Genomic DNA, 14,887 nt, shown 5'->3' on the forward strand with positions numbered 1-14,887 from the left:
GTGAGATTCGGTCACATTCTCCGAAGAGACTTACTCCCGGGACGGATCGGGGGCACCCTGGGCAACGTCGTACCCGGTGCCCGGGGGCGAATCGACGTGAGGAGTGGTTCGTGAGCAGATTCACCGACGAGATGTACGAGACCGCGGATCGTTCCCCGCACGGTCTGGTCACCGGCGAGCCCGACGCTCCCCGGCGCCAGAGCTGGGGGCAGATTCACGAGCAGGCCCGGCGCATGGCCGGTGCCCTCGCCGCGGCCGACATCGGTCACGGCGACGCCGTGGGCATCCTCGCGGGGAATCCGGTGGACATCGCACCCGCCTGTCAGGCGGTGTGGATGCGCGGCGCCTCGGTGACGATGCTGCACCAGCCCACCCCGCGCACCGACCTGGCGCTGTGGGCACGGGACACCGAGGTCGTCATCGGCATGATCGGCGCCCGCGCGGTGGTGCTCGGCGCGCCGTTCGAGATCGCCGCGCCGCTCCTGGCCGAGCGGGGAATTCCCGTCGTCACGATCGCCGAGATGGATGCCGGCACGCCGGTCGACCCGCTGCCCACCGACGAGCAGGACATCGCGCTGCAGCAGCTGACCTCCGGGTCCACGGGCTCCCCGAAGGCCGTGCAGATCACGCACGAGAACTTCTACGTCAACGCGTACGCGATGATCGAGCGGATCAAGTTCTCCCTCGACGACGACGTGATGGTCAGCTGGCTGCCGCTGTTCCACGACATGGGGATGGTCGGCTTCCTGAGCGTGCCCATGCAGGTCGGCGCCGAGGTCGTCTCCGTGACCCCGCTCGACTTCCTGCGCTCCCCGCTGCTGTGGGCCGAGCTGATGAGCAAGTACCGCGGAACCGTGACGGCCGCACCGAACTTCGCGTACTCACTCCTGGCTCGCAAGCTCGCACAGGCGCCCGACGGCGCCGTCGACCTGTCGTCGGTGCGGTGGATGTGGAACGGTGCCGAACCGGTCGACCCGGACACCATGGAGGCCCTCGCCGCCGCCGGCGCCCGGTTCGGGCTCGATCCGGCGGCGCTCGCGCCGGTCTACGGCATGGCCGAGACCACCCTGGCGGTCTCGGTGCCGGATCCGGGACGCGGGCAGATCCTCGATCTCGTCGACCCCGACCTGCTCGAGGCCGGCGGGATGGCGGTCCCGTCGACCCGGTCCAACGCCCGGCGCCTGCCCACCCTCGGGCATCTCGTGCCCGGCCTCGAGGGCCGCGTCGTCGGGGAGGACGGGCAGGTACTGCCGCCCCGCGGCGTCGGCATCATCCAGCTGCGCGGCAAGGCCGTCACCCACGGTTACCTCACCGTCGACGGTCCGGTGCCCGCGCAGGACCCGCAGGGCTGGTTCGACACCGGCGACGTCGGCTACTTCACCGAGGACGGCCTGGTCGTGGTGTGCGGGCGCGTCAAGGACGTCATCATCATGGGTGGCCGCAACGTCTATCCCACCGACATCGAACGAGCCGCGTGCAGCGTCGACGGCGTGCGCCCCGGCAACGCCGTCGCGATCCGGCTCGATTCCGGCGAGAAGCGGGAGTCGTTCGCGGTCGCCGTCGAGACCAACCGGATCGACGACCCGGAGGAGGTGCGCCGCATCGAACGCGACGTCGTGCACGCGGTCGTCGCGGAGGTGGGGGTGCGGCCGCGCACCGTCGCGGTGCTCGGCCCGGGCAGCATCCCGAAGACGTCGTCGGGCAAGCTGCGGCGCGGCAGTTCCGTCCACCTGCTCGGCGGGTAGCGCGGGGTGTCCTTCCGGACCGCGGCCGGTCCGGAAGGGCACACGTCAATGGACCCGGTTCTGGGCGTCCTCCAGGCCGACCCGCAGCAGCAGCTCCACCGCGTCCGCGGCCTGCTCGCGGATCAGGTCGAGTTCCTTGCGTTCGGTCGACGAGAACGGTTTGAGCACGTAGTCGGCCGGGTCCATGCGGCCCGGCGGGCGGCCGATCCCGACCCGGGTACGCAGGTAGAGCTTGGTGCCGAGGGCACTCGAGATCGACCGCAGCCCGTTGTGGCCGTTCTCCCCGCCGCCGAGCTTGAGCCGGACCGTGCCGAAGTCCAGATCCAGTTCGTCGTGCACGACGACGATGTCGGCGGGCTCGACCGAGAAGAAGCGGGCGAGACCCGCGACGGGTCCGCCCGAGAGATTCATGAAGGTGCGCGGCTTGGCGATGATCACCTGCCGGCCGTCGAGGCGGGCCTGGACGATCTCGGCGTTGCTGCGCTTGTGCGCGCTGAACTTCCCGCCGACGCGGGCGGCGAGCGTGTCGGCCACCATGAAGCCGATGTTGTGGCGGGTCTTCTCGTACTGCGGGCCGGGATTGCCCAGCCCGACGACGAGTGCGGTGGCGTCGCTCACCTGGCGGTGTCCTTCCGTTGCGGCGGGTAGTGCTACGACGACGGCGCGTCACCCCGAGGGGATGACGCGCCGCTCGCCCGTGTCACGCGGAGCCGGTGGGGGCTCAGGCCTCTTCGGCCTCGGCGGCCTCACCCTCCGCGGATTCGCCCTCCATCGCGGCGGCGGTCGGTGCGGCAACCACGTTCACCAGCAGCAGCTCCGGGTCGCCCTGCAGGGTCGCACCGGCGGGCAGCTGCACGTCGTTCGCGAGGATCTGGGTACCGGCCTCGACACCGTCGATGGACACCTCGACCTGCTCGGGCAGGTTCAGGGCGTCGGCCTCGAGCTGGACGGTGCTGACCTCGTTGACGACCAGGGTGCCGGAGGCGGCCTCACCGGTGACCACGAGCGGGACCTCGACGGTGACCTTCTCGCCCTTCTTCACGACGAGCAGGTCGGCGTGCTCGATGTAGTTGCGGATCGGGTGGACCACGACCGACTTGGTCAGCGCCAGCTCCTCCGAGCCGTCGACGTCGAGGGTCAGCACGGCGTTGGTGCCGTGGGCGCGCAGCACGGCCGCGAACTCGCGGGCCGGCAGCGACAGGTGCTGGGGATCGGTGCCGTGGCCGTACAGGACGGCGGGCACCTGCCCGTCGCGGCGGGCGCGGCGGGCGGCACCCTTGCCGAACTCGGTGCGGACGACGGCGGCGATACGGTTTTCCTCGGACATGCTGAAAGGCTCCTACGCATATGGCTCGAACTGGGGCGGTCTTCCCGGCGAGGGGCGACGCGCGCGGCCAGGAGCGTGGGCACGCTCGAGCGGAGCCGCAGCCGCGTCGATCACGGTGAGCCAGCGATTTCGCGGTTCACCCTCGCCGAGACAACTCGATCGACTCTACCGGATCCGCCCGAGCGGGTCGAATGCCACCCCTGCGCTCAGCCGCCCGCGGCGGCGATGCCCGCCCGCCGTCCGAAGAAACTGCCGTCGCCGAGGGAGACGCCGCTGCAGTACCCCCACGCCGACAGTCCGGCCGCCGCGCGTCCCGCCGCATACAGCCCCGGAATCGGGGCACCGTCGACGTGCAGGACCTCCGCGTGCAGGCTCGTACGCAGGCCGCCGAGCGTGAACCCGCCGGTCATGCCGCGCAGGTCGATCGCCGCGACGGGCGACCCGATCGGCTTCACCCATTCGCGCTTCTTGCCCAGCAGCGGGTCGGCGCCCCGTTCGGCGTGCAGGTTGTACACCTCCACCGTGGACTGCAGCGCCCGCTCGGGCAGACCCATCTCGGCCTCGAGTTCCGCGACGGTCTCGCACACCCACTTCGGCTGGTGGCGCAGCTGCGCCGACGACGTCGGGGCGGCGACCCCGGCCTCGTACGACTCCTCGTCGATGACGAGGAACGCCTCGTTGTCGTTCTTCAGCAGGGTCAGCTGCCCGATGCGGCCCGGGTAGGTGTCCTCGGGCACGTACCGCTGGCCGCGACCGTTGACGAGAATGCCCCGCGCGATCAGCTGGGGATCGCAGAAGAACGCCACCTCGGTGGCGTTCATGTGGGCCAAGTCGGCGCCGAGCGCCTGCGCCATCCGGATCGCGCGACCGTCGTGTTCCTCGATCGACGCGGCGGGACGACCCACCAGGTGCGGGGCGTGGGCCCGCACCATGTCGTCGTTGTAGGCGAAGCTGCCCGTGGCGAGAACGACCCCGCGGCGGGCCCGGATCGCCAGGTCGGTGCCGTACCGCTTGGCCAGGACCCCGACGACCCGGCCGGACGCGTCGGTGACGAGGGCCTGCACCCGGACGTCGTACTCGGCGCGGACCCCGAGGGCTTCGGCCTTCTCGGCGAGCGGCTTCACGAGCATGTAGCCGCCGCCCTGCTCACCGGTCCGCTTGTTGCTCATCTGCGGCACGTGGCCGCGCGGCGCGGGCCGGGCGACGGCGGCGTACGGCGCCGAGTTCTCCCCGCCGGTGTACTGCAGGCCCGCGTCGGTGGGAGGCTCCCAGCCGGGCTCGCCCCAGAATTCGTGCTTGAACGGCACACCGCAGCCGACGAGCCAGTCGAAGTGCTCGACGGAGCCCGCACAGTAGGCGGCGATCTTCTCCTCGTCCACGCCCGGTCCGAGTGCCGCGGTGAGGAACGCGCGCATGTCGTCCACCGAGTCCTCGAATCCGCAGGCTTTCTGCACGGCCGTGCCGCCGCCGAGGTAGACGAATCCGCCCGCGAGGGCGGCGGCGCCGCCCCACCCGCCGGTGCGTTCGAGCACCAGCACGTCGGCTCCGGCGTCGGCAGCGCCGACGGCCGCGCAGACCCCGGCGATGCCGTACCCGGCGATCACGACGTCGGCCTCGAGATCCCAGGCGGAGATCCGGTCGACGGGAACAGGACGGACGGGACTGGTCTCGGTCATCGCGATCCTCTCGAAGTGGTGCGGGGATTCGCACACCTTGACCGCGTGAGCCGCCGGACGGAACCGGTCGTCCCGGTCGCCGGGACGGTCAGGACCGGGTCAGCGACCGCACGGCCGCCAGGAACCGGTCCACGTCGGCGGGGGAGACGAAGTAGTGCGGGGAGGCGCGCACCACCGACTCGAGCCGTCGCGCCGACATCTCGAGCAGCGTCGACCCGCGCCCGCTGACCGTGACCGTGATCGCCTCGGCGGCCAGCGCCTCCCGCAGCCGCGGCGGCTCCCAGCCGTCGACGGTGAACGAGACGATGCCGCTGTGCTCCTTCCCGAGGTCGCGCACGGCCACGCCGGGGATCCGGCCCAGGCCCTCGCGCAGGTGTTCGGCGCGGTAGGCGACCGCCTCGGTCACCGCGTCGACCCCGAGGTCGAGCAGGTAGTCGACGGCGGCACCGAGCCCGAGGCGGGCGGCGACGTTCGTCTCCCACAGCTCGAACCGCGTCGCGTCGTCGGCGAGGCGGTACTCGCCCGGGGCCGTCCACTGCGCGCTGTGCAGATCGAGGACGGCCGGTTCGAGCTCGGTGACCAGCCGGGGGCGGACGTACAGGAAGCCCGTGCCGCGGGGTCCGCGCAGCCACTTGCGTCCGGTCGCGGAAAGGGCGTCGACGTCGAACTCGGGCACGCTCACCGGCAGCTGCCCGACGGACTGGCACGCGTCGAGCAGCACCAGCGCGCCGACGGCGTGCGCCGCGTCGGCGACCTCCCGCACGGGGTTGACGAGCCCGCCGTTGGTGGGGGCGTGCACGACGGACACCAGTTTGACCCGCTCGTCGAGCGTGCGGGTGAGGGCGTCGACGTCGATGCGGCCGAGCGCGTCCGTCGGCATCGTCTCCACCGTCGCGCCGGTCGCCCGGGCCCGTTGCAGCGCGGAGACCGCATTGCTGGCGTATTCGGAACGGGTGAGCAGGATCCGGTCGCCCGCGCGGAGCGGCACCGAGTAGAAGAAGCTCGCCCACGCCCGGGTGGCGCTCTCGACGAGGGCGATCGACGGCGCCTCCGCGCCGATCAGCCGCGCGATCGAGGTCTTCACCGCGGCGAGGTCGTCGGCGCGTTCCGCGGCGGCGACGTACCCGCCGACCTCGGCCTCGCGTCGCAGGTGCGCGACGGTCGTCTCCAGCACCGGGGTCGGCGGCAGCGACGAGCCCGCGCTGTCGAGGAAGACCCGGTCGAAGCAGCCGGGCGTGTCGCGACGGGCGCGCTGCAGGTCGAGCATCGAGGACGCACCTCCCGTTCATGTCTTCGTGCTTGGAATGTATACGTGAGCGAATCGAAATCCCTGCAACGCCGGCTCGGCACCGGCGACGCCGTCGCCATCGGGCTCGGCGCGATGATCGGGGCGGGGGTGTTCTCGGCGTTCGCGCCGGCCGCGGCAGCCGCCGGCGCGGGCCTGCTCGTCGGCCTGGCCCTCGCCGCGGTCGTGGCGTACTGCAACGCCACCTCGTCGGCGCAGCTCGCCGCGCAGTACCCGACGTCCGGTGGCACCTACGTGTACGGGCGGGAACGGCTCGGGCCGTGGTGGGGTTTCGTGGCGGGCTGGGGCTTCGTGATCGGCAAGACCGCCAGTTGTGCGGCGATGGCCGCGACGTTCGCCTCCTACGTCGTGCCGGAACCGTGGCGGCGGCCCGTCGCCGTCGCCGCGGTCCTCGCCCTGACCGCCGTGAACTACCGCGGCATCACGCGCACGGCCCGGCTCGCCCGCATCATCGTGACCCTCGTGCTCGTGGCGCTGGCCGTCGCGATCACGGCGAGCTGGGCCGGTCCCGGGGCGCAACCCGCCGATCCGTTCGGTCCCGTCGGCGGTGCCTACGGGGTGCTGCAGGCGGCCGGCCTGCTGTTCTTCGCCTTCGCGGGCTACGCGCGGATCGCGACCCTCGGTGAGGAGGTGCGCGAGCCGCGCCGGACCATCCCGCGGGCGATCGTCGGTGCCCTCGGCTTCGTGGTGCTGCTCTACGCCGTCGTCGGCGTGACCCTGCTCGCATGCCTCGGCCCGGACCGGCTCGCGTCGAGCAGCGCGCCGCTGCTCGACGCGGTCCGCGTGGGTGGCTGGGCGTGGGCGGCGCCCGTCGTGGTCGCCGGGGCCGCGGCGGCGTCGCTGGGGGCTCTGCTCGCCCTCGTCACAGGCGTCGGCCGCACCGCGCTCGCGATGGCGCGGCAGGGTGATCTGCCCCGGCCGCTCGCCGCGGTGCATCCGCGATTCGCGGTGCCGTACCGGGCCGAACTCGCCGTCGCGGCGGCGGTGTGCGTGCTCGTCGCGACCGTCGATCTGCGCGGAGTGATCGGATTCTCATCCTTCGGTGTTCTCGTGTACTACCTCGTCGCGAATCTGGCCGCCTTCACCCAGCGGGACGAGAACCGGCGCTACCCCCGGTTCCTGCAGGTCGTCGGCGCCGTCGGATGCGTCGTCCTGGTGCTGACGCTGCCGCCGAGTGCGGTCGTGGCCGGCATCGTGGTGCTCGCGGCCGGTGTCGTCGTCCGGGCGACGCGCCGGGCCGCGGCGTGAGCGTTCAGCCGCCTCCTGTCGCCGGTTGACGTTAGGCTCGTCCGTGAGCTGGCCCACAGGCGAGGGAGGGGCGGACCGAGTGGTGATCACAGTCGACCCGGCGGTGCCGCGCGCGGACGCCGGCATCGCCTCACGAACCGCCGCCGAGCTGCACGTGCGCCGGGTGAGCTTCCGCTTCGGGCCGCCCCGGCTGATCGGCGTGGAACTGGAATGGCTCACCGCCCGGGCCGACGGCACTCGCGCCCGGCCGGAGTTGCAGGCCATCCTCGAGGCCCTCGGTCCGCACGCCCCCCGGCAGCTGGCTCCCGGCTCCTCGGCGCGGCCGTTGCCGTCGGGCAGCGCCGTGACCCTCGAGCCGGGTGGGCAGGTGGAACTGTCGAGCGTGCCGTGTGTCTCGGCGCGGCAGGTCTGCGATCGTCTCACCGCCGACGCCCGCATGCTGGGTGCGTTGCTGGCGCGCCGGTCGGTGGACCTGGTCGACGCGGCGGCCGACGGGCTGCGCCCACCGCAGCGGCTGCTGCGCACTCCCCGCTACAGCGCGATGGAACTGCGGTTCGATCGGATCGGGCCGCTGGGCCGGCTGATGATGAACAGCACCGCCGCCACCCAGGTGAGCGTCGACGCCGGCGCCGACGACGACGAGCTGGCCCGGCGGTGGCGGGTACTGCACGCCGTCGGACCGGCGCTGGTGGCCGCGTTCGCGTGTTCGCCTTCGCTGCGTGGGGCACCGGACGGGAACTGGGCGTCGCAGCGGATGCGCACCTGGCTGGCGCTGGACGCCGACCGCACCACCCCCGTGCCCGATCCGGCGCGCTACCCGGCGTGGGCGCTGGACGCGCCGCTGCTGTGTGTGCGCGCGACCGGCGGGGACTGGCATGCGCCGCCCGGCGCGTCGTTCGCGGACTGGCTGGGTGGCGACCTGGACGACGAGATCGGGCGCCGGCCCACCGTCGCCGACCTGGACTACCACCTGACCACCCTGTTCCCGCCGGTGCGTCCCGCCGGGCACCTCGAGGTCCGGTACATCGACGCGCAGCCGGGGGCCCTGTGGCAGGTCCCGGTCGCCGCGGTCGAGGCACTGCTCACCTCGCCGGCCGTCATGGACGAGGCCCTGGCCGTCGCCGCCCCCGTCGTGGATCGCTGGCAGGAGGCGGCCGAGTTCGGACTCGCGGATCTCGAGATCCGGGCCGCGGCGGTCGGACTGCTCGCCCTCGCCGCGGAGGCGTCGCCGGACATGCGGTTCACCGCGGCGCTGGACGCGGCGGCGGAGCGGTGCTGCCGCGGTCGCACCCCGGAGGTCCAGGATCGGTGAGCGGTCTGCATGCCCGGCTCGACCGGGACCTCGCGCGGGCGCGGGCGCGGGTGCTCGCGCTGACCGACATCGACGACGCGGAACTCACGGCCCAGCATTCACCGCTGATGAGTCCCCTCGTGTGGGACCTCGCGCACATCGCCAACCAGGAGGAACGCTGGCTGCTCCGGGCGGCCGGCGGTCACGCCGGTGTGCGCCCGGACGTCGACGACCTCTACGACGCCTTCCGCCATCCGCGGGCGGACCGGCCCGCGCTGCCGCTGCTCGGGCCGCGGGCGGCCCGCGACTACGCGGCGGAGGTCCGCGCGCACACGGCGGACGTGCTGGCGCGGTGCCGCTTCGACACCGACCTCACCCGCGAGGGTTTCGTGTTCGCGATGAGTGTCCAGCACGAGGTGCAGCACGCGGAGACGATGCTCGCGACACACCAGCTGCGGGCGGGGCCCCCGGTCCTCGACGCGCCGCCGGCGCCGCGGCGCGCCGAAGCACCGGCCGCGGCGGAGGTGCTGATCCCGGGCGGGGAGTTCGAGATGGGGACGTCGACGGATCCGTGGGCGTTGGACAACGAGCGGTCCGCGCACCGGGTGTACGTGCCGGCCTTCGCAATCGACACCGTGCCGGTCACCAACGGGCGCTATCTCGAGTTCCTCGCCGACGGCGGCTACGCCCGCCGGGAACTGTGGAGCCCGCAGGGGTGGCTGCACCGCGAGCAGGCGGGACTCGAGGCTCCCCAGTTCTGGACCCGCGACGACGCGGGCACGTGGTGGCGCCGCCGGTTCGGGGTGACGGTGCCGCTCGACCCCGACGAGCCCGTCGTGCACGTGTGCTTCCACGAGGCCGAGGCGTTCGCCCGCTGGGCCGGACGCCGGTTGCCCAGCGAGGCCGAGTGGGAGAAGGCCGCCCGCTGGGACCCGCTGACCGGGCAGAGCCGGCGCTACCCGTGGGGCGACGAGGAACCGACCGAGGCCCACGCCAACCTCGGCCAGCGGCACCTCGAGCCGGCCGTCGTCGGGGCGTACCCCGCGGGTGCGTCGCGTCTCGGGGTGCACCAGCTGATCGGGGACGTGTGGGAATGGACGGCGTCCGGGTTCGAGCCGTACCCCGGATTCGCGGCCTTCCCGTACCGGGAGTACTCGGAGGTGTTCTTCGGGGGCGACTTCCGGGTGCTGCGCGGCGGCTCCTTCGGCACCGACCCTGCAGCCTGCCGCGGCACCTTCCGCAACTGGGACCTGCCGATCCGGCGGCAGATCTTCGCCGGCTTCCGCTGCGCGCGGGACGTGCCGGATGTGTAGACACCTGGGATACCTCGGGCCGGTCCGCTCGGTGAGTTCCCTGGTGACCGAGGGACCCCGGTCGCTGGTGCGCCAGTCGTGGGCGCCGAAGGACATGCGTGGCGGCGGCACGATCAACGCCGACGGGTTCGGGGTGGCATGGTGGGGTGCGGACGGCTTCGGCCGCTATCGGAACCCCGCCCCCATCTGGTCCGATCCCTTTGTCGCCGAAGGTCTTTCGCATATCAGCGCCGGAGCCGTCATGGCGTCGCTGCGTTCGGCGACGGAAGGCATGCCGGTGGAGCGCTCGGCGTGCGCCCCGTTCACCCGCGACGGCTGGGCGTTCAGCCTCAACGGCGTCGTCCGCGGCTGGCCCGGGTCGCTCGTCTCGCTGGCCGAGCGCCTGCCGGTGGCCGAACTGCTGCGGCTCGAGTCGCCCACCGACGCCGCCGCGCTGTGGCTGCTGTTGTATTCGCGGCTGCGTTCCTCGCGGCCCGAGCAGGCGTTGATGCGGCTCGTGCACGACGTGCTCGACGTCGCCCCGGCTTCGCGGCTGAACCTGTTGCTGGGCAACGGTTCCGGGCTGTGGGCGACGGCCTGGTACCACTCGCTGTGGACCCTCGTCGACGAGGACGTCGCCGTGGTGTCCTCGGAACCGTACGACGACGATCCGCGCTGGCGCCAGGTGCCGGACCGGCACCTGGTCAGCGCCCGACCGGGGCACCTCATCGTGTCCCCCATGGAGGTGGCCGTCTCATGACGGTGGACGTGTACCTGACGCCGGAGCAACTCGACGAGTCGCTGCGGGCCGACGCGCGCCGCGGGCTGACGTCGTCGCCGAAGTGGCTCTCGCCGACGTGGCTCTACGACGAGCGCGGCGGCGAGCTGTTCGATCAGATCACCCGGCTGCCGGAGTACTATCCCACCCGCACCGAACGGTCTCTGCTGCAACAACATTCGTCGGAGCTCGCCGACGAGGCGCGGCCCGAGATGCTCGTCGAGCTCGGATCGGGATCCTCGGAGAAGACGGAGATCCTGCTCGACGCGCTGCGACCGTACATCCATACGTACGTACCGCAGGACGTCTCCGAGGTCGCCCTGCAGTCCGCGGTGACCCGGCTCTCCGTCGAATACCCGGACCTGACCGTGCGGGGCGTCGTCGGCGACTTCACCGGATCGCTCACGCATCTGCCCGGCGGCGGACGCCGCCTGATCGCATTCCTCGGCGGCACCATCGGCAACCTGGCGCCCACCGAGCGCGCCGCGTTCCTCACCGACCTCGCCGCGGTGCTCGAGCCGGGGGAGTGGCTACTGCTCGGAATCGGCCTCGTCACCGATCCCGACGTGCTGGTGCCGGCCTACGACGACGCCGCCGGGGTCACCGCGGAGTTCGACCGCAACGTGCTGAACGTGCTCAATGCCCGGCTCGGCGCGGACTTCGAACCCGGGAAGTTCCGGCACGTCGCGGTGTGGGACCCGATCAACGAGTGGATCGAGATGCGACTCGAGGCCACCGAGCCCATGACGGTCCGGATTCCCGGCCTCGACCTCGAGATCGCGTTCGAGGAGGGCGAGCATCTGCGCACCGAGATCTCCGCCAAGTTCCGGCTCGACGGCATGGGCCGCGAACTGACCGAGGCCGGGTTCGTCGTACGGCGCGAGTGGATCGATCCCGACGGCCGGTTCGCGCTGATCGGCGCGAGCCGCAGCTGACCCGCGCGGTCCCGGCCGCCGACGCGACGCCGGTTGGACAGCGCGGTCCCGGCCGCGCGAGGCTGGCAGACGTGACGTCCCCGCGACCCGTGCTGACCACCCCCGTCCTGCTGTTGATGGCGGCGGCCACCGGCCTGTGCGTGGGCGGCAACTACTTCAACCAGCCGCTGCTCGACTCGATCGCCGTCGCCCTGGGCACCTCCCACTCCGCCGCCGCGGCCACCGTCACCGTCGCCCAGGTCTCCTACGGCCTCGGGCTGCTGTTCCTGGTGCCGCTCGGCGACATGTTCGACAAGCGCCGCCTCACGGTGGGGCTCATGCTCGCCGCCGCGGCCGGCCAGGCGCTGAGCGGTTTCGCTCCGACCATCGCGGTGCTGGCCGTCGGCACGGCGATCGCGGGATTGTTCTCGGTGGCCGCGCAGGTGCTGGTGCCGTTCGCCGCCACCCTGGCCGAACCGGAGCGCAGTGGGCAGGCCGTCGGGACGGTGATGAGCGGCCTGGTGCTCGGCATCCTGCTCGCCCGCAGCGTCGCCGGGCTGCTCGCCGGCCTCGGCGGGTGGGCCACCGTCTACCGGGTGAGCGCCGCCGTGATGGTCCTCGTCGCGCTCGCCCTGTGGCGAGCGCTGCCGACGTCGCGCCCTGCCGAGCGCATCGGCTACGGGACCACCCTGCGTTCGCTCGGCACCCTCGTGCGCACCCAGCCGCGGCTGCGGACCCGGTCGGTGCTCGGCGCCCTGTCCTTCGCATCCGTGAGCGCCCTGTTCTCCACGATGGCGTTCCTGCTGTCCGGCGAACCCTACGGATTCGACGAGGTGCAGATCGGGCTGGTGGGCCTGGCCGGGGTCGCCGGCGCGGTGATGGCCAACCTCACCGGCCGCCTCGCCGACCGTGGCCTCGCGCAGCTCGCCTCCGGCGCCGGCGCGGCGGTGCTCGTCGTGTCCTGGGCCGCGCTGGCGGCCGGAGCGCACTCGCTGGCGTGGTTCCTGATCGGGATGGTCGCGGTCGACCTGGCACTGCAGGCCGTCCACATCAGCAACCAGAGCATCGTCTACGCGCTGGCGCCCGCGGCCCGCTCCCGCATCAACGCGGTGTACATGACGACGTACTTCATCGGTGCCGCGGCCGGTTCGGCGCTCGGCGCGCTCGCGTGGACGAGCGCCGGCTGGACCGGGGTGTGCCTGTTCGGTGTCGCGGCGGCCGCCGCGACCGCCCTGGTGTGGCTGGTGGATCTGCGGGTGGCGCGACGAGCGGTCGCGGTGCCGGCCTGACCCGCTAGCGGAGGGCGGGCTGCGCGGCGGACCGTCGCGCGAGGACCGGAAGGATCACCAGCGACACCGCCGCACCGGTCAGCGCCAGCGCCGGGAACCCCGCCGCCGCGACGACCAGACCCGAACCCAGACCGCCGCCCGCCCCCGCCAGCGCGACGAACAGGTCCGCGGTGCCTTGCGTGGCCGCGCGGGACTCGAGCGGCACCGCATCGGTGACGAGCGCGGTGCCGCTCACCAGGCCCAGGCTCCACCCGAAACCGAGCAGGCCCAGCGCGAACGCGAGGGCGGGCACCGAATGCGGCGGGGCCAGCGCCGCCGACACCCCGGAGGCCAGCAGGACGAGTCCCGCGGCGGCCGCGACCCGGTAGGGCCCGACCCGGTCCACGAGCATCCCCGCGATCGGGGACGGCAGGAACATCGCCGCGACGTGGATCGCGATGACCACGCCCGTCGCCCCGACGTCGTGCCCGTGGTCGCGCATGTGGATCGGCGTCATCGTCATCACCGCCACCATCACGAGCTGTGTCACGATCATCACCACCACCCCGGCGGTCACCGCGGGCGACCACTGCCGGGCCACGGCCGGCCGCTCGCCGTCCGGCGCCGGCTCCGCGGCCGCCGCGCGGCTGCGGGCGAGCAGGAGCGGATCCGGACGCAGCAGGACCCACAGGACGACCGCGGCGAGCCCGTAGGCGACGCCGGAGAGCACGAACGGCCCGGACAGCCGGGGAATGCCCCAGGATTCGGCGGCGTCGCCCATGACGGCGGTCAGGTTCGGGCCGACCACCGCCCCGAGCGTCGTCGCCACCAGCACCGTGCTCACCGCGCGCCCCCGGCGCTCCGGAGCGGCCAGGTCGGCGCCGGCGTAGCGCGCCTGCAGGCTCGTCGCGGTGCCCGCTCCGTAGACGAACAGGGCCGCGAACAGCAGCACCGCGGTGTCGAGCGCCGCGGCGGCCACCACACCCGCGCTGCCGAGCGCGCCGGTGGCGTACCCGAACGTCAGCCCGCCACGGCGCCCGGCGCGCTGCGAGATCCGCCCCACGGCGACGGCCGCCGCCGCCGACCCGATCGTGAACAGGGCGCTGGGCACCCCGGCGAGACTCGTGCTGCCCAGCATGTCCTGCGCGAGGAGCGCGCCGACGGTCACGCCGGCCGCCAGGCCCGCGCCGCTGAGAATCTGCGCGGCCACCAGTACGGTCAGGACGCGGCGCTGTTCCGGGATCGGTTCGGTCACAGCCGGGACGGTACGCCGGTACCGTCGGCGGTGACACTTCGGTGAGGAGACACAGTGACCGATTCGGAGCAGGTCGAGAACGAGAACGCCCGCGTCTCGCGGATCTTCGACGAGATGTCGAAGAACTACGACCGCGGCATGAGCCTGGTCGAGCGGTTGATACTCGGCCCCGCCCGGCACTGGGCGGCCGCGCAGGCTCGCGGCCGCGTCGTCGAACTCGCCGTCGGCACGGGCCTCAACCTGCCGCTCTACGGACCCGAGGTCGAACACGTCGTCGGCGTCGACATCTCGCCGAGGATGCTCGACCTCGCCCGGACGAAGGCCGCCGCCGACCCGCGCGTCGAACTGCGCGAGGGCGACGTGCAGGCCCTCGACCTGCCCGACGCGAGCGCGGACACCGTGCTCTCGACCTTCACGTTCTGCACCGTGCCCGACCCGGCCCGCGCTGCGGCCCAGGCGTACCGCGTGCTCGTCCCCGGGGGCAGGATCGTGCTCGCCGAGCACGGGCCGTCGACGAACCGGGTGCTGCGTGCCCTGCAGCGGGGCATCGAGCCGCTCAGCATCCGCTTCGGCGCCGACCACCTGCTCCGCGACCCGGCGCCCTATCTCACCGAGGCCGGGTTCGTCGTCGACGACGTGCACCGCACCGGGCGGATGGGCATCGTGTTCCGGGTGCTCGCCCACAAGCCGGCCTGACCTTCCCCGGAGCCGAGCGCCTGTGCCGTTGCGTCGGTCCGAGCGGGTGAGCGATACCTCCGCTCAAGTCGGGCGGGCGGCGGCGAGACCT

The 14,887-nt window shown here is 73.0% G+C and carries 13 protein-coding genes; 8 read left to right on the plus strand and 5 right to left on the minus strand.

Annotation, left to right across the window (positions count from 1 at the left end; genetic code table 11):
* The first annotated feature begins 110 nt into the window (after nt 1-110).
* Complete coding sequence (locus tag ACWPQI_RS06095; RefSeq protein WP_010592963.1) at nt 111-1,745, plus strand: fatty acyl-AMP ligase; 1,635 nt, start codon at nt 111-113, stop codon at nt 1,743-1,745.
* Nucleotides 1,746-1,790: 45 nt separating this feature from the next.
* Here the strand turns inward: ACWPQI_RS06095 and pth are convergent, their stop codons facing one another.
* From pth to ACWPQI_RS06115, 4 genes are all read right to left on the minus strand, one after another.
* Nucleotides 1,791-2,363 carry an aminoacyl-tRNA hydrolase gene (pth, locus tag ACWPQI_RS06100; protein WP_010592962.1) on the minus strand — a complete coding sequence of 191 codons (573 nt, stop codon included), beginning with the start codon at nt 2,361-2,363 and terminating at the stop codon, nt 1,791-1,793.
* Between the two features lie 103 nt (nt 2,364-2,466).
* Nucleotides 2,467-3,072, minus strand: coding sequence for a 50S ribosomal protein L25/general stress protein Ctc (locus ACWPQI_RS06105; protein ID WP_010592961.1), 606 nt, complete (start codon nt 3,070-3,072; stop codon nt 2,467-2,469).
* A gap of 206 nt (nt 3,073-3,278) precedes the next feature.
* Nucleotides 3,279-4,748 (minus strand): FAD-dependent oxidoreductase, encoded by a 1,470-nt coding sequence (locus tag ACWPQI_RS06110; RefSeq protein WP_124258635.1) that lies wholly within the window; start codon nt 4,746-4,748, stop codon nt 3,279-3,281.
* 88 nt (nt 4,749-4,836) lie between these two features.
* Nucleotides 4,837-6,015, minus strand: a complete 1,179-nt coding sequence (locus ACWPQI_RS06115; protein ID WP_064065648.1) for an aminotransferase class V-fold PLP-dependent enzyme — start codon at nt 6,013-6,015, stop codon at nt 4,837-4,839.
* A gap of 45 nt (nt 6,016-6,060) precedes the next feature.
* Between ACWPQI_RS06115 and ACWPQI_RS06120 the strand changes: the two genes are divergently transcribed.
* The 6 genes from ACWPQI_RS06120 to ACWPQI_RS06145 all read left to right on the plus strand — a co-directional run bounded on the left by ACWPQI_RS06120 (nt 6,061) and on the right by ACWPQI_RS06145 (nt 12,866).
* Nucleotides 6,061-7,302, plus strand: a complete 1,242-nt coding sequence (locus ACWPQI_RS06120; protein WP_064065647.1) for an APC family permease — start codon at nt 6,061-6,063, stop codon at nt 7,300-7,302.
* A gap of 79 nt (nt 7,303-7,381) precedes the next feature.
* Nucleotides 7,382-8,614, plus strand: a complete 1,233-nt coding sequence (gene egtA / locus ACWPQI_RS06125; protein ID WP_017679502.1) for an ergothioneine biosynthesis glutamate--cysteine ligase EgtA — start codon at nt 7,382-7,384, stop codon at nt 8,612-8,614.
* Nucleotides 8,611-9,906, plus strand: a complete 1,296-nt coding sequence (gene egtB / locus ACWPQI_RS06130; RefSeq protein WP_040274471.1) for an ergothioneine biosynthesis protein EgtB — start codon at nt 8,611-8,613, stop codon at nt 9,904-9,906. Before egtA ends, egtB begins: the two co-directional genes overlap by 4 nt.
* On the plus strand, nt 9,899-10,645 hold the full coding sequence (gene egtC / locus ACWPQI_RS06135) for an ergothioneine biosynthesis protein EgtC (protein ID WP_124258632.1): 747 nt from the start codon (nt 9,899-9,901) through the stop codon (nt 10,643-10,645). Before egtB ends, egtC begins: the two co-directional genes overlap by 8 nt.
* A complete protein-coding gene (gene egtD / locus ACWPQI_RS06140) occupies nt 10,642-11,598 on the plus strand; it encodes an L-histidine N(alpha)-methyltransferase (RefSeq protein ID WP_017679505.1) in 957 nt (318 codons plus the stop codon). Before egtC ends, egtD begins: the two co-directional genes overlap by 4 nt.
* A 71-nt stretch (nt 11,599-11,669) precedes the next feature.
* A complete protein-coding gene (locus ACWPQI_RS06145) occupies nt 11,670-12,866 on the plus strand; it encodes an MFS transporter (protein WP_029539905.1) in 1,197 nt (398 codons plus the stop codon).
* A 4-nt stretch (nt 12,867-12,870) separates the two neighbouring features.
* Here the strand turns inward: ACWPQI_RS06145 and ACWPQI_RS06150 are convergent, their stop codons facing one another.
* Nucleotides 12,871-14,100 (minus strand): MFS transporter, encoded by a 1,230-nt coding sequence (locus ACWPQI_RS06150; RefSeq protein WP_010592951.1) that lies wholly within the window; start codon nt 14,098-14,100, stop codon nt 12,871-12,873.
* Between the two features lie 54 nt (nt 14,101-14,154).
* Between ACWPQI_RS06150 and ACWPQI_RS06155 the strand changes: the two genes are divergently transcribed.
* Complete coding sequence (locus ACWPQI_RS06155; protein WP_010592950.1) at nt 14,155-14,796, plus strand: class I SAM-dependent methyltransferase; 642 nt, start codon at nt 14,155-14,157, stop codon at nt 14,794-14,796.
* Nucleotides 14,797-14,887 lie beyond the last annotated feature (91 nt).

It is taken from the genome of Rhodococcus sp. LMD (assembly GCF_056108245.1).

Excerpts from the sequence above, each read along its gene's own strand:
- ACWPQI_RS06105 (WP_010592961.1), bottom strand. The coding sequence starts at position 3,072 with ATGTCCGAGGAAAACCGTATCGCCGCCGTCGTCCGCACCGAGTTCGGC.
- ACWPQI_RS06110 (WP_124258635.1), bottom strand. The coding sequence starts at position 4,748 with ATGACCGAGACCAGTCCCGTCCGTCCTGTTCCCGTCGACCGGATCTCC.
- ACWPQI_RS06115 (WP_064065648.1), bottom strand. The coding sequence starts at position 6,015 with ATGCTCGACCTGCAGCGCGCCCGTCGCGACACGCCCGGCTGCTTCGAC.
- egtC (WP_124258632.1), top strand. The coding sequence starts at position 9,899 with ATGTGTAGACACCTGGGATACCTCGGGCCGGTCCGCTCGGTGAGTTCC.
- egtD (WP_017679505.1), top strand. The coding sequence starts at position 10,642 with ATGACGGTGGACGTGTACCTGACGCCGGAGCAACTCGACGAGTCGCTG.